The 18,532-nt window shown below is 65.9% G+C and carries 15 protein-coding genes; 11 read left to right on the forward strand and 4 right to left on the reverse strand.

Annotated elements, in window-relative coordinates; genetic code table 11:
- Positions 1 to 163 precede the first annotated feature (163 nt).
- The gene (locus WN73_RS33525) at positions 164 to 1,903 is read right to left on the reverse strand and encodes an ATP-binding protein (RefSeq protein WP_028170883.1); all 1,740 of its coding nucleotides are present in this window, start codon (positions 1,901 to 1,903) and stop codon (positions 164 to 166) included.
- A gap of 439 nt (positions 1,904 to 2,342) precedes the next feature.
- Here WN73_RS33525 and WN73_RS33530 point away from each other — a divergent pair, with 439 nt between their 5' ends.
- On the forward strand, positions 2,343 to 3,311 hold the full coding sequence (locus WN73_RS33530; RefSeq protein ID WP_271556438.1) for a catechol 2,3-dioxygenase: 969 nt from the start codon (positions 2,343 to 2,345) through the stop codon (positions 3,309 to 3,311).
- Between the two features lie 3 nt (positions 3,312 to 3,314).
- Here the strand turns inward: WN73_RS33530 and WN73_RS33535 are convergent, their stop codons facing one another.
- Both WN73_RS33535 and WN73_RS33540 read right to left on the reverse strand, forming a co-directional pair.
- Complete coding sequence (locus tag WN73_RS33535) at positions 3,315 to 6,839, reverse strand: molybdopterin cofactor-binding domain-containing protein (RefSeq protein ID WP_271556440.1); 3,525 nt, start codon at positions 6,837 to 6,839, stop codon at positions 3,315 to 3,317.
- Positions 6,839 to 7,321: a (2Fe-2S)-binding protein gene (locus WN73_RS33540; protein ID WP_028170885.1), complete on the reverse strand. Its 483-nt coding sequence runs from the start codon at positions 7,319 to 7,321 to the stop codon at positions 6,839 to 6,841. The genes WN73_RS33535 and WN73_RS33540 overlap by 1 nt, the downstream gene beginning before the upstream one ends.
- Positions 7,322 to 7,571: 250 nt before the next feature.
- Here WN73_RS33540 and WN73_RS33545 point away from each other — a divergent pair, with 250 nt between their 5' ends.
- From WN73_RS33545 to WN73_RS33580, 8 genes are all read left to right on the forward strand, one after another.
- Positions 7,572 to 9,029, forward strand: a complete 1,458-nt coding sequence (locus WN73_RS33545; RefSeq protein ID WP_271556808.1) for a 6-hydroxynicotinate reductase — start codon at positions 7,572 to 7,574, stop codon at positions 9,027 to 9,029.
- Complete coding sequence (locus WN73_RS33550; RefSeq protein WP_028170887.1) at positions 9,026 to 9,925, forward strand: UPF0280 family protein; 900 nt, start codon at positions 9,026 to 9,028, stop codon at positions 9,923 to 9,925. Before WN73_RS33545 ends, WN73_RS33550 begins: the two co-directional genes overlap by 4 nt.
- A gap of 27 nt (positions 9,926 to 9,952) precedes the next feature.
- Positions 9,953 to 10,537, forward strand: a complete 585-nt coding sequence (locus WN73_RS33555; RefSeq protein ID WP_011086605.1) for an amino acid synthesis family protein — start codon at positions 9,953 to 9,955, stop codon at positions 10,535 to 10,537.
- 80 nt (positions 10,538 to 10,617) lie between these two features.
- Positions 10,618 to 11,820 carry an ABC transporter substrate-binding protein gene (locus tag WN73_RS33560; protein WP_271556445.1) on the forward strand — a complete coding sequence of 401 codons (1,203 nt, stop codon included), beginning with the start codon at positions 10,618 to 10,620 and terminating at the stop codon, positions 11,818 to 11,820.
- 174 nt (positions 11,821 to 11,994) lie between these two features.
- Positions 11,995 to 13,884 (forward strand): ABC transporter permease, encoded by a 1,890-nt coding sequence (locus WN73_RS33565; protein WP_161535326.1) that lies wholly within the window; start codon positions 11,995 to 11,997, stop codon positions 13,882 to 13,884.
- Positions 13,881 to 14,672 (forward strand): ABC transporter ATP-binding protein, encoded by a 792-nt coding sequence (locus tag WN73_RS33570; protein WP_028170890.1) that lies wholly within the window; start codon positions 13,881 to 13,883, stop codon positions 14,670 to 14,672. The genes WN73_RS33565 and WN73_RS33570 overlap by 4 nt, the downstream gene beginning before the upstream one ends.
- Positions 14,669 to 15,373, forward strand: a complete 705-nt coding sequence (locus tag WN73_RS33575; RefSeq protein WP_011086609.1) for an ABC transporter ATP-binding protein — start codon at positions 14,669 to 14,671, stop codon at positions 15,371 to 15,373. The genes WN73_RS33570 and WN73_RS33575 overlap by 4 nt, the downstream gene beginning before the upstream one ends.
- Before the next feature lie 25 nt (positions 15,374 to 15,398).
- A complete protein-coding gene (locus tag WN73_RS33580) occupies positions 15,399 to 15,854 on the forward strand; it encodes a MarR family winged helix-turn-helix transcriptional regulator (protein ID WP_011086610.1) in 456 nt (151 codons plus the stop codon).
- A 113-nt stretch (positions 15,855 to 15,967) separates the two neighbouring features.
- On the opposite strand, the gene WN73_RS33585 is transcribed toward WN73_RS33580, so the two are convergent.
- Entirely contained in the window at positions 15,968 to 17,164 is a 1,197-nt protein-coding gene (locus WN73_RS33585; RefSeq protein WP_271556450.1) for an amidohydrolase family protein, read from the reverse strand.
- 156 nt (positions 17,165 to 17,320) lie between these two features.
- Between WN73_RS33585 and WN73_RS33590 the strand changes: the two genes are divergently transcribed.
- Together WN73_RS33590 and WN73_RS33595 are read left to right on the forward strand one after the other, a co-directional pair.
- On the forward strand, positions 17,321 to 18,094 hold the full coding sequence (locus WN73_RS33590; protein ID WP_011086612.1) for a ferredoxin--NADP reductase: 774 nt from the start codon (positions 17,321 to 17,323) through the stop codon (positions 18,092 to 18,094).
- 106 nt (positions 18,095 to 18,200) lie between these two features.
- Positions 18,201 to 18,527, forward strand: a complete 327-nt coding sequence (locus WN73_RS33595) for a hypothetical protein (protein ID WP_028170891.1) — start codon at positions 18,201 to 18,203, stop codon at positions 18,525 to 18,527.
- Positions 18,528 to 18,532 lie beyond the last annotated feature (5 nt).

Genomic DNA, 18,532 nt, shown 5'->3' on the forward strand with positions numbered 1-18,532 from the left:
GCGGCGCGACGGCGCATCTGCGGTTTGGATGCGCATTGGGGAATGGCGCTCGTTCACCTTGAACCGTCATTGCGAGCGCAGCGAAGCAATCCAGAGTGTTTCCGCGGCGGGATTCTGGATTGCTTCGCTGCGCGCGCAATGACGAGTTGGATGGAGCGTGGCCTTACCGCAGCGGCTTCTTCAACAGCGAGAAGCGGTCGGGATCGAGGCCCATCGAGGGCTGCAGCATCGGGGCTTCGGCGGTGCCGAGCGTCTTCGCGGGTGGCGCCTGGAACACCGGGTCGTTCGGCACGTCGCGCTGCGAGGTGGCGCCGCGCCAGCGCTCGAGCACGGCGCTGACGAAATGCATGTCGTGACCGGAGGTCACCGACGGCACGCTGCTGATGGTGGCTTCGCCGCGCGGCAATTGGTGCGGCGGCACCTCCTTGAAGCGCAAGCGCGTCGGCAGTGCGACGCCTTCGCCGAACGCCAGCACCTCGCGGGTGCCGAGCGAGGGTACGAAGGAGAGTAGGTTCGCGGCCGCATCCGACACCGCGGCGCGCAGCAGCGCCTGGTCGCGCTCGTTGGCAAGACGCATCGTGAAAAGCGTGTTGCACTGGGAGATGATGGTGGCGTCGAGCTCGGCCGGACGCTGGGTGATCAGCCCGAGATAGACGCCGTATTTGCGGCCTTCCTTGGCGATGCGCGACACCGCCTTGCGGGTCGGCCCGAAGCCCACATTGCGGTCGGCGGAGGCGTAGCGATGCGCTTCCTCGCAGACGAACAAGAGCGGCGAGACGCCGTCGCTCCACAGGCCGAAGTCGAAGGCCATGCGGCAGAGCACCGAGACGACGGAATCGATCACTTCGGCCGGGAAGCCGGCGAGCTGCATGACCGTCATCGGCTTGCCGTTGGCCGGCAGGCGGAACAGGTGGCTGATCACCTCGGCCATGGTGTCGCCGCCGACATTGGCGTTGTCGAACATGAAGGCGTAGCGCGGATCGTTGCGCACCGCCTCGATACGCGAGATCAGCTTGTGATAGATGATGCGCGAGGAGCGGTTTTCGAGCTTGCCCATGCGCTCATCGATCAGCGACATCAGATCGACGAGACGATAAGGCACCGGTGTGTCGACGGTGTAGCCGATCTGCTTGGGGTCGATGCGCTTGAGGCCGATGCGGTCGGCGTTCTGGTACTGGGTGTAGACGCCCTTGGCGAGCGGGATCACCTCGGCGAGGATGTCGAGCTCCTCCGGGACGCCCGCGCGGCCGCCGAACAGCACGTCGACGATTTCCTCGAAGTTGAACAGCCAGAACGGCAGCTTCAGGTTCCGCGGGTTCAGCACCAGCGCGCGGTCGCCAAAGCAGCGGCCATATTCGTTGTGCACGTCGAGCAGGAAGATGCGCAGGTTCGGGCGCGCCTTCAGGATCTCGTTGAGCAGCAGCGAGACGCCGGTCGATTTGCCGACGCCGGTCGATCCCAGCACGGCAAAATGCTTGGACAGCATTTCCTCGACGTCGACATAGGCGATCACCGAGCGGTCCTGCTGGAGGAAGCCGACGTTGATCTGGTCCGATCCGGTCGGCGCGTAGATCGTGCGCAGCTCCTGGCTCGTGATCAGGTCGACCGCGTCGCCGATGGTCGGATAATTGGTGACGCCGCGCTGGAATTTGGCCTTGTCGGCGGCGTTGAGGATCTCGCCGAGCAGGTCGACCGAGGCGATGGCGATGTAATTGTCGGCGCTCGACAGATTCTCGCAGGAGACCTCGGTGATCATCGCGACGATGACCGAGCTGGCGCAGCGAATGCTGACGAAACGGCCGACGGTCGCCCGAACCTCCGAGATCGGCATCTGGCTTGCCGCCAGAAGCCCGACCCGGGCGAGCGATCCACGTACCGAAATCACGCGTCCAAAGGATGTCACGATGAATGAACCTGGCAAGAGCACGGGGGTTGCACCGGACTATGCGCGGCCGCGGCTGCACAAACGGTTAAACGGCAGCCGCGGCCGCTTCGTTAAATCCGCGACAATTCGGCCGATAGATTCGTTCCTGATGCATATCTGTGGGCGGAAACGGCCGGAAAGTGCTGCTTTTTGGGGCCAGCAGGCTTTCGATCGAATTAGGGAAGATTTTACCATTCGGGCAGTCCGTCCGCCGTTCGGGGATGGTTCTTCTCAAGCGCGGGGCGCCATTCGGTCCGGGATGCAAGGGTTGGTTTGTTGACGGGACCTAATCATTTGTACATTAGTACAAATGAACCCGCGGCCTCGGTGCCGCCTCCGGGCGCGTGAGCCAATTGCGGCCCTGTGCCCGAATGCGCGATCCGGTTCCTGCGGATCGCAGCCACGCCAGGAGGAAAGCATGCAGCCCGAACCGATCCTCGATCTTGCCCATCTCGGCCATATGGAGCTGCTGACGCCCAAGCCCGACGAGAGCCTGAAATTCTTCGTCGACGTGATGGGCATGACAATCAGCGGCCGGAAGGGCGAGTCGGTCTACCTGCGGGGCTGGGACGATTACGAGCGCTATTCGCTCAAGCTCACGGCGTCGAAGACCTCAGGCATGGAGCACATGGCGCTGCGCGCGCGCAGCCAGCAGGCGCTGGAGCGCCGCGTCGCCGCGCTCAAGGGCTCCGGGTTCGACATCGGCTGGATCGACGGCGACATGGGGCAGGGGCCGACCTTCCGCTGCCGCGACCCCGACGGCCACATCGTCGAGCTCTATTACGAGACCGAATGGTATCAGGCGCCGCCGGAGCTGAAGCCGGCGCTCAAGAACCAGGCGCAGCGTTTTCCCGCCCGCGGCGTCAATGTCCGCCGCCTCGACCACCTCAACTGCCTCGCCGTCGACATCAAGTCCAACCGCGAGTTCTTCGAGAACTATCTCGGCTGCCGGCTCACCGAGCAGATCGTGCTCAACGACGGTCGGGAAGCGGCGATGTGGCTGACGATGTCGAACAAGAGCTACGACTTCGCCTATTCGCTCGACCATTCCGGCACGCCAGGCCGCTTCCACCACGTCACCTACGCGCTCGACAGCCGCGAGGAGATTCTTCGCGCGGCGGATATCTTCCTGGAGAACGGCATCCACATCGAGACCGGTCCGCACAAGCACGCGATCCAGCAGACCTTCTTCCTCTATGTCTACGAGCCCGGCGGTAACCGCGTCGAGGTCGCCAATGCCGGCGCGCGCCTCATCCTCGCGCCCGACTGGAAGCCGATCGTGTGGACGGAAGAGGAGCGCAAGAAGGGCCAGGCGTGGGGCCTGAAGACGATCGAGTCCTTCCACACCCACGGCACGCCGCCGGTGGAAGTGAAGAAGCACGCATAATATTCAGTGGGCAGGCGATCGCACGCGTGCGATCGTTTCGCGCACGCCTGTCCAGGCCGGCTTGTCGGGGGCGAACTGCCTGCGCAGGAACGTGACGAGCTCCTCGATCTGCGCGTCGCTCATGCTGTTCCTGAACGCAGGCATGTAGCCGAGATCGCTCGATGCTGGCTCGGCGATGCCGTGCAGGATCACCTGCACGAGATTGTCCGGTGATGCGCTGTGCAGATTGCTGTTGAGCGCGAGCGAGGGCCGGCTGCCGAACAGCGGCAGGCCGCCGACCTCGTGGCAGACGGCGCAGGCGCCCTGATAGAGCCGCGCGCCGGTGGAGGCGGCGGTGGTGACTTGCGTTGCGCTCTCGAGCCTGGCGGCAAGCGCATCCGGCGCCTCGGTGGCGGCGTCGTTGAACGAGTTGAGATAGACGGCCATCGCGCGAATGTCCTGGTTGGGCAGGGCCGTGAGATCCCTGACAACAGGCGCCATCGGGCCGGCGGCGACGCCGTGATAGCGCGACAGGCCGGTGCGCAAATAGGCGTAGAGCTCCTCCTCGCTCCAGGGGATCGGTGCCTGCGACAGCGACGTCAGCGGCGGCGCCTCCCAACCCTCGGCAAAGCCGCCGGCGAGATAGGCCTCGCGCTGCTCGGCGCCGAGCGCGTTGCGCGGCGAATGGCAGGCGCTGCAATGGCCGAGACTTTCGACCAGATAGGCGCCGCGATTCCACTGCGCGGACTGCGCGGGATCGGGCTTGAAGTCCTTCGTCTGATGGAACAGCGCGTTCCAGCCCGCGAGCAGCGGGCGAATGTTGAACGGGAAGGCGAGCGTATTCGCGGGTGGCGTCGCGCGCACCGCGGGCTGCGCCATCAGATAGGCGTAGAGCGCCTGGAGGTCGGCCTCGCTGGTCTTCGAAAAATGCGTGTAGGGGAAGGCGGGATAGAGCTGCCGTCCGTCGCGATGCTGCCCGTCGCGCATCGCGCGCTCGAAGGCGGGATAGGACCAGGCGCCGATGCCGGTCTCGACGTCGGGCGTGATGTTGGTCGCGTAGATCGTGCCGAACGGCGTCGCAAGCGCGCGGCCGCCGGCGTTGGGCGCACCGCCGATCGTGGTGTGGCACTCCGCGCAATTGCCGAGCGCGGCAAGCTGCGCGCCGCGGGCGATGGTTGCCGCGGAATAGACCGATGCATCGGGCCGCGCGATCGGCGCGATGGCGCGGCCGGGCAAGAGGGCAGCGCCAACGCCGATCGCGGCGGTGCAGACGGCGGCAATGGTCGCAAAGATGCCGGCGCGCCTGGCGAACGGATTCTGCCAGATGCGCGATGGCTGTGGCGCTGCAGGAGCGGGCAGGGCCTGCGGCGCGGGCCGCGCGTCACCGTGCAGGCCCCGGAGGATGCGCTCGGGCGTGAACGGGGGCTCGCGAAAGCGCACGCCGGTGGCATCGAAGATGGCATTGGCGATCGCCGCCGCGCTCGGGACCGAGGCGGACTCGCCGACGCCGAGCGGCGGCTGATCCGGCCGCGGCAGCAACAAGACGTCGATCTTGGGCACGTCGGGGAAGGGCATGATCGGGTAGGCGCCCCATTCGCGCGCCGCCACCGCGCCGCGCTCGAACGAGACCTCCTCCATCAGCGCGCGGCTGGTGGACTGGATGACGTTGCCGTGGATCTGGTGGCGCACGCCGTCCGGATTGATCATCAGACCGGAGTCCTGCCCGGCGACGACGCGCGTCACGCTGACGTCGCCGGTCGTCTTGTTCACGGCGACGTCGGCGACCCAGGCCGACCACGCCGCGCCATAGCCCGGAAACTTGCTGTGGACATAGAGCGCATAGGCAAAGCCGCGCCCGTGCACGACCTCGCCGTCCTTCTCTTCGCGGACCGGCCGCGGCGTCCAGCCCGCGCGCTCGGCCACCGCATTGACGAGATCGACGGCGCGCTGGTCTTTCAGGTAGCGCAGCCGGTATTCGATCGGGTCGACGCCGGCTTCCGTTGCGGCCTCGTCGATGTAGGATTCATGCGCAAACGTGTTCGGCAGCGCCGAGACGCCGCGAAGCCAGGACGCGCGCACGATCGGCGCCATGTCATGGGCGACGACGCGCATGTGGTCGTAGTCGTAGGGCGGGATCGCGGTGCGGTCGCCCATCTGGAGCACGGCCGGATCGGGCGAGACGCGACCGGTCAGCAGCAGCGCCAGCGTCGGCGCGGCGTTCGAGGGATAGCGCGTGGCGAGGTCGTAAGCCGCGACGCCGCCGTCGGCGTTCAGGCCGCCATTGACGTCGATGAGCTGCGCGGTGCCCTTGGGCTCCCAGGCGTGCTCCTGCTCGCGCGTCAGCTGCACGCGCACCGGACGGCCGACCGCGCGCGACAGCAGCAGCGCATCCGCGGTGACGTCGTCGGCGCAGTTGCGGCCGTAGCAGCCGGCGGCCTCCAGCCGGATGACTTCGATCTCGCTCTCGGGGCGCTCGATCAGCAGCGCCAGATCGCCGCGCAGCAGATGCGGATTCTGCGTGCCCGACCAGACGCGGATGTCGCCGCTCTGGAAGTCGGCGACCGCGCAGGACGGGCCGATCGAGGCATGCATCTGGTACGGCCACACATAGGTGCGCTGCATCGGCTTGGCGGCGCCTGATATCGCCGCATTGACGTCGCCCTTGTCGATCAACGTCCGCGGCGTCGACGGATTGGCGCGCAACGCGGTCTCGACATCGGCGAGGTCGGTGAGGGTGGGCGTCGGCTTCCAGCTCACCTTGAGCTGCTCCGCGGCGCGAATCGCATTCTCCTCGCGCTCGGCGACGATTCCGACGAAATCGCCGATGTGCACGACGGCTATAACGCCGGGAACGTCGCGCACCGAGGATTCGTCGACCGCGAGCAGGCTGGTGCCGACGAACGGCCCGGCATCGACGCCGGCATAGGGCGGACGCACGACGCGGCCGTGCAGCATGCCAGGCAGGCGGACGTCGTGCACGAAGGTCAGCTCGCCCGTGGCCTTCGCCGGCAGGTCGACCCGCGGCATCGACTGGCCGACGATGGCGTAGTCGCCGACGGGCTTGACGGCGACGTCGTCGGCAAGCTCGAGCCGGATCGTCTCGCCGCCGATCAATTCGCCATAGCTGACGCTGCGGTTGTCGTGCCCGCGCACGAGGCCGTCTTCGATCTTGAGGTCGGCCTCCGGCAACTCCAGCCGCTCGGCTGCGCGCGCGATCAGGAAGTGGCGCGCCTGCGCCGCGGCCTTGCGCAGGGGCACGGCAGTGATCTGGATGGTTTCACTGGCGATCGTGGCGCCCTGGTTCGGCACGACAGCGGTATCGCCGAGCACGATGACGACGCGCGCAAAGGACACGTCGAGCTCCTCGGCGACGATCTGGCCGAGCGCGGTGCGGATGCCGGTGCCGAGATCGACATGACCATTGTAAGCGGTGACCGAGCCGTCTGCGGTGATGCGGACGAAGGTCTCGGATGTGATCTCGTCCACGGTGCGGACGACGACGAGCGAGCCTGATTGCCGCTCAGCTCCGTTCGAGGCAGGGGAGGTCATCAGTCCGCGGCCTCGGTGAGCTGCCCCGATGCGCGCATCACGGCGCGCAGGATTTCGACATGCGTGCCGCAGCGGCAGAGATTGTAGCGCAGCGCCGCCAGCGCTTCCTGTTCTGTCGGCTGCGGGTTGATCGCGAGCAGCGCCTTGGTGGTCATGATCATGCCGTTGAGGCAGTAGCCGCATTGCGCGGCCTGCTCGTCGATGAAGGCCTGCTGCACCGGATCAGGCTTGTCGCTTGTGCCGAGCCCTTCGAGCGTCACGATGTCGCGTCCCGCGCAGCCGCCGACCGGGATGACGCAGGAGCGCGCGGCGGCGCCGTCGATCAGGACAGTACAGGTGCCGCATTCGCCGAGGCCGCAGCCAAATTTCGGACCGTTGAGCGCGAGGTCGTTGCGCAGCACATAGAGTAATGGCGTTGCGCGCTCTGCAGTGATCTCGTGGATCCTGCCGTTCACGGTGAGGCGGATCGGTGTCTGCGTCATCCTGTTCCCAAGCCCCGCGACGATCGGGTCGCAAAAATTGTACGTTGCGACGATACCGTTTGTACACAAACGTGCAAGCGGCCATGCCGCAGTGCAGCGCGACTGCCCGCTTTGTGGACAAAGGCGGCAGGCAAATGAGGTTTTATTCGGCAGCGCATCTTTTCGCGCGCGCCGCCGCTTGACAGCTATCGGGACCGCGCGCAACATCGTTCGTATACGAATGATAACCGCAGTGTCCGCTGGCTTGCACATGGTGACTGAAACGACGAGCGCCGCCACCGACAAGATCCGCTGCGATGCCTGTCCGGTGATGTGCTACATCAAGCCGGGCGCGGCGGGCGCCTGCGATCGCTATGCCAATCACGACGGCAAGCTCGTTCGCGTCGATCCGCACGTGATCCTGGAGCGCACCGTTTCGCATGGCGGCAAGCTTGTGCCGTTCAGCCGCACGGAAGACTGGGACGGCAAGATCGTCCACGAACCCTCGACCTTCGTCACCGCGATCGGTGCGGGCACGACCTATCCGGACTACAAGCCGGCACCGTTCATCGTCTCTGCGGAAGTCGACGGCGTCGACATGGTGACCGTCGTCACCGAGGGAATCTTCTCCTATTGCGGCATCAAGGTGAAGGTCGACACCGACCGCTATCTGGGCCCGGAGACCGCGACCGTGCGCGCGCAGGGCGAGGCGGTCGGCCACGTCACCACCAGCGAATACGGCTCGCAGATGCTGTCGCTCGGCGGCGTGCATCATCTCACCGGCGGCTCCAAGAAGGAGGGCCGCGTCACCTGCGATACGCTGATGGACCTCGCCAATTGCAAGGCGGTCGAGCTCACCATCGACGGCGGCGCCACGGTGGTGGTGCAGGCCGGCCAGCCGCCGATCGTCAACGGCGCGAAAGAAGAGCGCATGCGCGTCGGCTGCGGCTCGGCGACGATCGGCATGTTCGCCAAGCAATGGCATGGCAAGGTCGACGAGGTCGTGGTCGTCGATGACCACATCACCGGTGTGCTCTCAGAGCACCAGGCCGGCAAGCTGCTCGACATCGCCGACACCGGCATCAAGATGAAGGGCCGGCGCTCGACGCCCGGCCGCTATTTCCAGGTCGCCGATCCCGGCACGGGGTGGGGCGGCACCAACATTTCCGATCCGCTCGCGATCCTCGGACCGTTCGATGCGAAGGAGGCCAAGCCTGGCCTCTCCATGCTGATGGTTTCCACGACGGGCGAGCATTCGTCCTATTACGTGCTCGACGAGGCCTTGAAGCCGGTCGAGACCGAGATGCCGGCCGATTTGAAGTTCTCGGTCGAGCGCATCCAGGAGAATTGCGAGCCGGCGCTGTGCACCGTGCTGTTCATGGCCGGTGCGGGCGGCTCGCTGCGTGCGGGCGTCACCGACAATCCGGTGCGGCTGACGCGCTCGGTGAAGGACGCGCTGACACGTGTCACCAGCGGCGGCGCACCAGTCTATGTCTGGCCCGGCGGCGGCATCACTTACATGGTCGACGTGACGCAGATGCCTTCAGGCGCGTTCGGCTATGTGCCGACGCCGGCGCTGGTCGCGCCGATCGAGTTCACGATGAGGCTGTCCGACTACGCCGCGCTCGGTGGACACATGGATTACGTCAAGCCGCTCTCGGAAGTACGGAACGGCGAGGATGTCCGCCAGTTGCCCTGGCAGAACCCGATTCCAGGGCCCCGGGCATGACACGGCTCCCGCAAATCGCATTGCTGTCTGATGGTCGGCGGCTGCATTTGCAGGATGGGCCGATTGATCTGATCGTCGAAGCGAGGGGGGGCCCGGGCGAGGTGCGTGCGGCCTATGACGCCGCAGCGCGCCGCTTCACCGGACTGCTCGATGAGCTCTGCGTGGAGCTGACGGAGCTGCGCAAGGCAGCGGAACCCGGAGCGTGCCCACTGAAGGGCGCCGTTGCGCGCCGCATGTATGCCGCCGTTGCGCCCTATGCCCCCGATTGCTTCATCACGCCGATGGCCGCGGTGGCGGGCAGCGTGGCCGAGGAGATTCTGGGCGCAATGCTGAACGCGGCGTCGCTCGACCAGGCCTATGTCAACAATGGCGGCGACATCGCGCTGCATCTTGCGCGAGGCGAACATTTTTCGGTCGGCCTGATGGACCGGCCCGATCGCGACGGCGTGATGCGGAGAATGAAGGTCGATGCTGATGATCCCGTGCGGGGGATCGCGACCAGCGGGCGCCACGGCCGCAGCTTTTCGCTCGGCATTGCCGACGCCGTGACGGTGCTGGCGGCAACGGCCGCGCAGGCCGATGCGGCGGCCACGATCATCGCCAACGCCGTCGATCTGCCCGGGCATCCCGCCATCGTCCGGCAGCCCGCGAACGAGCTTCAGCCCGACAGCGATCTCGGCGCGCGTCTTGTCACCCGCAACGTCGGCGAATTGTCACCGACCGAGATTTCGGCCGCGCTGGAATCTGGCGCGGAATGTGCACGGCAATTGTTCGATCGCGGATTGATCGAGGGTGCCGTGTTGCAGCTCAGTGGTGATATGCTCGTCATCGGAACAAAAGATATTGAACGGCAACGATCGCGCCCGTCTGTGCTGGAGAACGCGGTTCATGCCTGAGCAGGGAAGAGCCCAAGGGAAACAATCATGAGCGCGATCATCCGCAAGATCGTCACGGTCGTCGAAGAGACGCAAATGGAGATGGGCCGCCAGGTCTCGCCGCCGACCCGGCGCGCCGCGGCCATCGCCGTGATCGAAAATCCCTTTGCCGGACAATATGTCGAGGATCTCGCGCCGCTGATCGCGATCGGCGAGGAGCTCGGCGAACTGCTGTCGAAGCGCGCAGTCGCGGCGCTCGGGATCGACGGTGCGAAGGTGCAGAGCTACGGCAAGGCGGCGGCCGTCGGTGAGAACGGCGAACTGGAGCATGCGGCAGCGATCCTTCACCCGAAGATGGGCGCGCCGGTGCGGAAGGTTCTGAGCAAGGGCGCAGCGCTGATCCCTTCGTCGAAGAAGCGCAGCGGCCCCGGCACGACGCTCGATATCCCCCTGGGTCACAAGGATGCGGCCTTCGTGCGCAGCCACTTCGACGGCATGGAAGTGCAGATCAACGACGCGCCGCGCGCCAACGAGATCATGGTCGCGGTCGCCGTTACCGACAGCGGCCGTCCGCTGCCGCGTGTCGGCGGGCTGACGGTTGCGGAGATCAAGGGCGAGGACGGTCTGAGATAGAGTTTGAACCGGGGAGGCGGGCACTGCTTCCCCGACAAGATCACGCTGAAGACGTAGAGAGTTCAAAACTGGAGGTTGGGATGCGAGCGAGAAACTATTTTGTGGGCGCGGCCTTCGCGCTTCTGGCCGGCGGCATGGCTCATTCGGCCGTGGCACAGGACATCAAGATCGGCGAGATCAACAGCTACTCGCTGCTGCCGGCCTTCACAGAGCCCTATCGCAAGGGCTGGCAGCTCGCCGTGGAAGAGATCAACGCGGCCGGCGGCATCAACGGCAAGAAGCTCGTCGTCGTCTCCAAGGACGACGGCGGCAAGCCGGCGGATGCGCAGACTGCGGCCAACGAGCTGGTGTCGAGCGAGGGCGTCGCGATGCTGACGGGGACGTTCCTGTCGAACATCGGTCTGGCCGTCAGCGACTTCGCCAACCAGAAGAAAGTGTTTTTCCTCGCGGCCGAGCCGCTGACGGACGCCGTGACCTGGTCGAAGGGCAACAAGTACACCTTCCGCCTGCGGCCCTCGAACTACATGCAGGCCGCGATGCTGGTGGAAGCAGCCAGCAAGCTGCCGGCAAAGCGCTGGGCGACGATCGCGCCGAACTATGAGTACGGCCAGTCGGCGGTTGCCGTGTTCAAGAAGCTGATGTCGGAGAAGCGCCCCGACATCCAGTGGGTGGACGAGCAGTGGCCGCCGCAGGGCAAGATCGATGCGGGTCCGGTGGTGCAGGCGGTTGCCGCGGCCAATCCCGAGGCGATCCTCAACGTCACCTTCGGCGCCGACCTCGTGAAGCTCGTGCGCGAAGGCAACACCCGCGGCCTGTTCAAGGGGCGCGAGGTCGTGTCCTTCCTGACCGGCGAGCCCGAATATCTCGATCCGCTCAAGGACGAGACGCCGGAGGGCTGGATCGTCACCGGCTATCCCTGGTACTCGATCAAGACGCCCGAGCATGATGCGTTCCTGAAGGCCTACCAGGCCAAGTACAACGACTATCCGCGTCTCGGCTCGATCGTCGGCTACCAGACCATCAAGTCGGCGGCCGCGATCCTGGCAAAGGCCGGCTCGACCGATCCGGAGAAGCTGATTGCCGCGGCGGAGGGCCTGTCCATGCCGTCGCCGTTCGGTGAGATCACCTTCCGCAAGATCGACCACCAGTCGACCCTCGGCGCTTACGTTGGCAAGACCGCGCTGAAGGACGGCAAGGGCGTGATGGTGGACTCTTCTTACAAGAAGGGCGCGGACTATCTGCCCAGCGATGCCGAAGTCGAGAAGCTGCGGCCGAAGGACTGATCTCTTTCTTCTCCCTCGCCCCGCTTGCGGGGAGAGGGTCGGGGTGAGGGGGAGCCTCCGCGAGGGAGGTAACCATCGAGCTCGCGGAGACTCCCCCTCACCCGAATTGCTCCGCAATTCGACCTCTCCCCGCAAGCGGGGAGAGGTGAAGCAACACCTGAACCCGGACCGCCGATGGCCTTTTATGTCGTACAGTTTCTGACCGGTCTCGCCAGCGCAGCGTCGCTGTTCCTGGTGGCCTCGGGCCTGTCGATCATCTTTGGCGTGACGCGGATCGTGAATTTCGCGCATGGCGCCTTCTACATGATCGGCGCCTACATCGCCTTCACGCTGACCGAGCGGCTTTCGGGCGCATTCGGTTTCTGGGGCAGTATCGTCGCGGCCGCGCTGGCCGTGGCGCTGATCGGCGTCATCGTCGAGATGGTGCTGCTCCGCCGCATCTATCATGCGCCCGAATTATTCCAGCTGCTCGCGACCTTCGGCCTGACCCTGATGGTCGAGGACCTCGTCGTGCTGATCTGGGGGCCCGACGATCTCGTCGGCCGCCGCGCGCCGGGCTTCAAGGGCGCGATCGATTTCTTCGGCCAGAATATCCCGAGCTATGACCTGTTCCTGATCGGGCTCGGCCCGGTCGTGCTCGGCATTCTCTGGCTGCTGTTCCAGCGCACGCGCTGGGGCGTGCTGGTGCGCGCGGCAACGCAGGACCGCGACATGGTCGCGGCTCTCGGCGTCAATCAGAAATGGCTGTTCACGTCGGTGTTTGCGGTCGGCGTCTTCCTCGCAGCGCTCGGCGGCGCGCTCCAGATCCCGCGCGATGCCGTGCATCACGCGATGGATCTGCGCATCATCGTCGAGGTCTTCGTCGTGGTCGTGATCGGCGGTCTCGGCAGCATCGTCGGCGCCTTCGTCGCGGCGGTGCTGGTCTCCGAGCTCAACGCCTTCGGCATCCTGATCTTCCCGAAGATCTCCATCATCCTGGTCTTCCTGGTGATGGCGGTGGTGCTGATCGTCCGCCCCTGGGGCCTGTTCGGTAAGCCGGAGGCGGCCGCGCGCAAGACGCCGGGTCTTACCGTCAATCCCTGGCGCCCGCTGTCGTCGAACGAGCGGCTGGCCGCGCTGGCAACGCTCGTCATTGCCGCAACGCTGCCGCTGTTCGCCGGCAACTACGCGCTGACCGTCGGCTCGGAGATCGCGATTTTCGTGATCTTCGCCGTCAGCCTGCACTTCCTGATGTCGGTCGGGGGACTCGCGTCTTTCGGCCACGCCGCCTATTTCGGCCTCGGCGCCTACGGCATCGCCTTCCTCGCCAAGATGGCCGGACTGCCGATGATCGTCTGCCTGTTGCTCGGGCCGCTGCTCGGCTGCATGGGCGCCGCGGTGTTCGGCTTCTTCGCCGTGCAGCTCTCCGGGGTCTACTTTGCGATGCTGACGCTCGCCTTTGCGCAGATCGTCTGGTCGATCGCGTTCCAATGGGTGAGCGTCACCGGCGGCGACAACGGCATTCTGGGCGTCTGGCCGGAAAAATGGGCGGCGAGCCCGTCGCACTTCTATTGGCTGGCGCTCGGCGTCGCGGCGCTCGTCACGTTCGCGCTGCGGGCCATGGTGTTCTCGCCGTTCGGCTACGCGCTGCGGGCCACGCGCGACTCGCTCCTGCGCAGCGAAGCGATCGGTATCAACGCCAAGCGCATCCAGTGGACCGCCTTCGTGATCGCGGGCACGACCGCCGGCATCGGCGGCGCGCTGTTCGCCTATCTCAAGGGCAGCGTCTTCCCGGACAATCTCGGCATCTCGCTTTCGGTCGACGCGCTGGTGATGGTGCTGCTCGGCGGCGTCGAGACTGTGTCGGGCGCGGTGATCGGCGCCATCGTCTACAAGGCGCTCAACATCTGGCTGGTCAGCCAGACCGACCTGTCGAAGCTCGTGCTCGGCGGCTTCATCGTGCTGATCGTCGTCGTCTTCCCCAAGGGCATCGTCGGCATGCTGGAGATGCTGGCGCAGCGTCGCAGGAAGACATCGCCGCCGGGATCTCCCTTGCTTGCCAAGCCGATCGAGTCCGCCGAATGAGCGTCGCACCCCCACTTCTCGCGGTCGAAGGCCTGACCAAATCCTATGGCGGTATCCATGCCGTGCGCGGCGTCTCGTTCTCGCTGCGCGCCGGCGAGATCCTGGCGCTGATCGGCCCGAACGGCGCCGGCAAGAGCACCTGCTTCGACATGCTCAACGGCCAGAACAAGCCGGATTCCGGCCAGGTCCGCCTGCTTGGCGAAGAAACCACCGGCAAGAAGCCGCGCGAGATCTGGCGGCTCGGGGTGGGGCGTACCTTCCAGATCACCGCGACGTTCGCGACCATGACGGTGCGCGAGAACGTGCAGGTTGCGCTGATCTCGCACGGGAAGCAGCTGTTCAATCTCTGGGGCTCGGCGCCGAAGTTCGATCGTGGCGAAGCCGGCCGCTTGCTCGAGCTCGTCGGCATGAGCGGCTACGCGGATCGTCCCTGCGGCGAGCTCGCCTATGGCGACCTCAAGCGGCTCGAGCTTGCGGTCGCGCTCGCCAACCAGCCGAAACTCTTGCTGATGGACGAGCCGACCGCCGGCATGGCGCCGCGCGAGCGAGTCGATCTGATGCGACTGACGGCTCAAATCGCGCGGGAGAAATCGATCGGCGTGCTCTTCACCGAGCACGACATGGACGTGGTGTTCGAGCATGCCGACCGCATCATCGTGCTCAACCGCGGCACGCTGATCGCCGAGGGCTCGCCCGCCGAGGTGCGCGGCAACCCGCAGGTGCAGGCGGTCTATCTCGGCGAGGGGCTCGTCTACGATGCCCGCCATCGCGACGGAGCCTCGGCATGAAACTCACGGTGCAGGACCTCAACAGCCATTACGGCCCGGCGCATATCCTGTTCGACATCGGTTTCGAGGTCGGCGAGGGCGAGGTGGTGGCGCTGCTGGGCCGCAACGGCGCCGGCAAGTCGACGACGTTCCGCTCGATCGTCGGCCTCGTGGCGCAGCGCTCGGGCCGCATCATGTTCGAGGGCAAGGACGTGTCGGTGCGGCCGACGCACGAGATCGTGCGCGAGGGGCTCGGCTACGTGCCGGAGGAGCGGCGAATCTTCACCGATCTGACGGTGGAGGAGAATCTCGAAGTCGGCCGGCAGCCGAAGCGCCCGAACGCGCCCTACTGGACGCGCGACAAGTTGTTCACGCTGTTTCCCAACCTCGGCGAGATGAAGAACCGCCCGGGCGGCCGCATGAGCGGCGGCGAGCAGCAGATGCTCACCATCGCGCGCACGCTGATGGGCAACCCGTCGCTGGTGCTGCTCGACGAGCCGTCGGAAGGCCTGTCGCCGAAGATCGTGGAACAGATGGTCGATGCCATCCTGACCATGAAGAAGGAGGGCGTCAGCATCGTCGTCTCCGAGCAGAATCTGCACTTCGCGCGGTTGATTTCCGATCGCGCTTATATCATCGAGCGCGGCCGCATCTGCTTCGGCGGCACCATGGCTGAGCTCGACGCGCGTCCGGACATCCGCGACGCGCATCTGTCGTTGTGACGGCAAAGGGAAGGTCGGGGAGCGGATGGCGAGAAGCGTTGCGGCGAAGAAGAGCGTCAAACCGGCAAAACCGCCTTACGTGCTCGACGAGCAGGTCGGCTTCATCCTGCGCCAGGTCTGGCAGCGGCACAGCTCGATCTTCTCCCGCGATATCGGGACCAATCTGACGCCGACGCAATGGGCGGCGCTGTCAAAGCTCGCCGAGACCGGGCCGTGCTCGCAGAACCAGCTGGGACGGCTGACCGCGATGGACGTCGCGACCATCAAGGGCGTGATCGACCGCCTGACGGCGCGCGGCCTGACTGAAACCAGCCAGGATCCCGAGGACGGACGGCGCCTGCTGGTGAGCCTGACGCGTGCCGGTCAGCAGCTAGCCGAGAAACTGGCGCCGAATGCGCTCGCCATCACCCGCGAGACGCTGGCGCCGCTCGACGCCAAGGAGCGCGAGATGCTGATGGCGCTGTTGAGCAAGTTGCGGTGAAATTGACTGTCATTCCGGGGCACGCGCGCCGCGCGTGAACCCGGAATCCGGAGATTGTTGCTCGAGATTCCTGGTTCGCGCTCTCGCGCGCCCCGGAATGACGGCAAGTGCCGTCACTTCGCCACCACTTCCGGCACCTTGCCGGCCGGCGGCGTGTTGCGGCTGCGCTGGGTGCGGACGACGCCGTCGATGATGGTCATGCCGATGCCGGGGAGGTCGCCGAGCTGGACGCTCTCCAGGATGTTCTTGCCCGGCGAGTGCTGCGCCTTGTCCATGATGACGAAATCCGCGGCGCGGCCGACCTCGATCAGGCCGCAATCGAGCTGCCGCATCCGCGCGGTGTTGCCGGTGGCGAGGCAGAAGGCGATCTCGGCCGGCAGCTCGCCGATCGAGGACAGCATCGAGACCATGCGCAAGATGCCGAGCGGCTGCACGCCGGAGCCGGCCGGCCCGTCGGTGCCGAGGATGACGCGGTGCAGGTCGCCCATTTCGCGCGCGATGCGCAGCGTATAGAGCGCCGAGCGCTCGTTGCCGTTATGAACGATCTCGAGCCCGCGCTTGCAGCCCTCGCAGATGCAGCGGATCTGGTCGTCGGGAAGGGCGGTGTGGCCGCCATTGATGTGGCCGACCACGTCGGTGTCGGCCTCCAGCACCACGTCCTTGTCGATCAGGCCGGAGCCGGGGATCGAGGGGCCTCCGGTGTGGATCGTGCTCTGGATGCCGTATTTGCGCGCCCAACCCACCATCTTGCGCGCAGTGGGTCCGTCCTTGACGCCACCGAGGCCGACTTCGCCGAGCAGCTTGACGCCGGCGGCGGCCAATTCCTTGAAGTCTTCTTCGACCATCTCGCATTCGATCACCGGCGCACCGGCATGAACCTTCACGCCGCCCGGACGCAACGTCCAGAACGCGCGCTGGGCGAAGATCGCCATCGCCTTCAGCCCCACCACGTCGCGGGGGCGACCCGGCATGTGCACTTCGCCTGCCGAGATCATGGTGGTGATGCCGCCATGGAGGGAGCTGTCGATCCAGTTGATCTGGTTCTGGCGCGGCGTCCAGTCGCCGGCGACGGGGTGGACATGGCTGTCGATCAGGCCGGGGGTCACCGTGGTGCCGTTGGCATCGACGATGGTGGTCGCACCTTCCGTGTCGAGATCCTTGTGGCGGCCGATCGCGGTGATCTTGCCGTTCTCGGCGACGATGGTGTCGCCGTCCAGGATCGGCTTTTCCAGCGCGCCGGACAGGATCAGGCCGATATTGCGGATCACGAGCTTCGAGGGCCCGGCGGCCTGGGGTGCGTCATGCGCCATGGAAGGGGTCCTTTTCCTTAACTGCAACGCTGCCGATCTTGGGCAGCCTTGACCACGGGATCAAGCCGGATTATTCATTAGTACACGAATGATCGTGTACAAACGACGCATAGCTGACCGCCTCGGAACCGCAACGTAGCGACACGGAAGGGTGAGATGAGCAATTTCAACCAGGAAAGCGTTTTGAGCGTCCACCATTGGACCGACACGCTGTTCTCCTTCAAGACCACCCGCAGCCCGACCTTCCGCTTCCGCAACGGTGAATTCACCATGATCGGGCTCAAGGTCGGCGAGAAGCCGCTGCTGCGGGCCTACAGCGTCGCCAGCGCCAATTACGAGGACACGCTGGAGTTCTTCTCGATCAAGGTGCCGGACGGCCCGCTGACCTCGCGGCTCCAGCACCTGAAGGAAGGCGACGAGATCATCGTCAGCCGCAAGGCCACCGGCACGCTGGTGATCGACAATCTGGAAGAGGGCCGCAACCTCTATTTGATCGGCACCGGCACGGGCCTCGCTCCGTTCCTGAGCGTGATCAAGGACCCCGAGACCTACGAGCGCTTCGAGAAGGTGGTGCTGCTGCACGGTTGCCGCCACGTCAAGGAACTCGCCTATGGCGAGATGATCACCGAGCATCTGCCGAAAGATGAGCTGCTCGGCGAGTACATCCAGAGCCAGCTTATCTACTACCCGACGGTGACCCGCGATCCCTTCCGCAACCGCGGCCGCATCACCGACCTCATCACCTCGGGCAAGCTGTTCAGCGATATCGGCCTGCCGGCGCTGGAGGCCGCGCACGACCGCGTCATGATCTGCGGCAGCCCGGCGCTGGTCGCGGACACCCGCGTGCTCCTGGGCGAGCGCGGCTTCATCGAGGGCAATCACGGCGAACCGGCCCAGTTCGTGGTCGAAAAGGCTTTCGCCGAGCGCTAGACGCGGAATTCTTGCGCAATAAGACCGTATTTTCGCCGCGCGGCGCCCGTTGCGGCGCCGATTCGGCGCGCGATACACTGTGGGAACGAATCAGCGGAGTTTCCACATGGTTGCGGACAGCGACAGCAACATCGCCTGGCACCGGGTTCAGTTGAAGAAGAACCGCGCCGAGTTGAAGGCGCTCGAGACGGCGCGCTTCACGATGGGCGAGATCGCCTCGTCGAAGCGGAACGGCCAGACCCAGAAGGCGGTTGCAGAACTGAAGCGCAAGATCGCGCAGTCGGAACGCGCGATCGCCGATTACGACAAGCGCACGCGCCGTCCGCTTACCACCGACCTGCAAAGCCTCAGCAGCGGCAGCTGGAGCCATTGGGACGCCTACACCAACCAGCAGCAACGCAAGACCGGGCCGCGCTCGCCGGGCCGCGGATAGGCTCT

Origin of the sequence: Bradyrhizobium sp. CCBAU 45394, from assembly GCF_028128655.1 — a bacterium.
Taxonomy (GTDB): Bacteria; Pseudomonadota; Alphaproteobacteria; order Rhizobiales; family Xanthobacteraceae; genus Bradyrhizobium; species Bradyrhizobium diazoefficiens.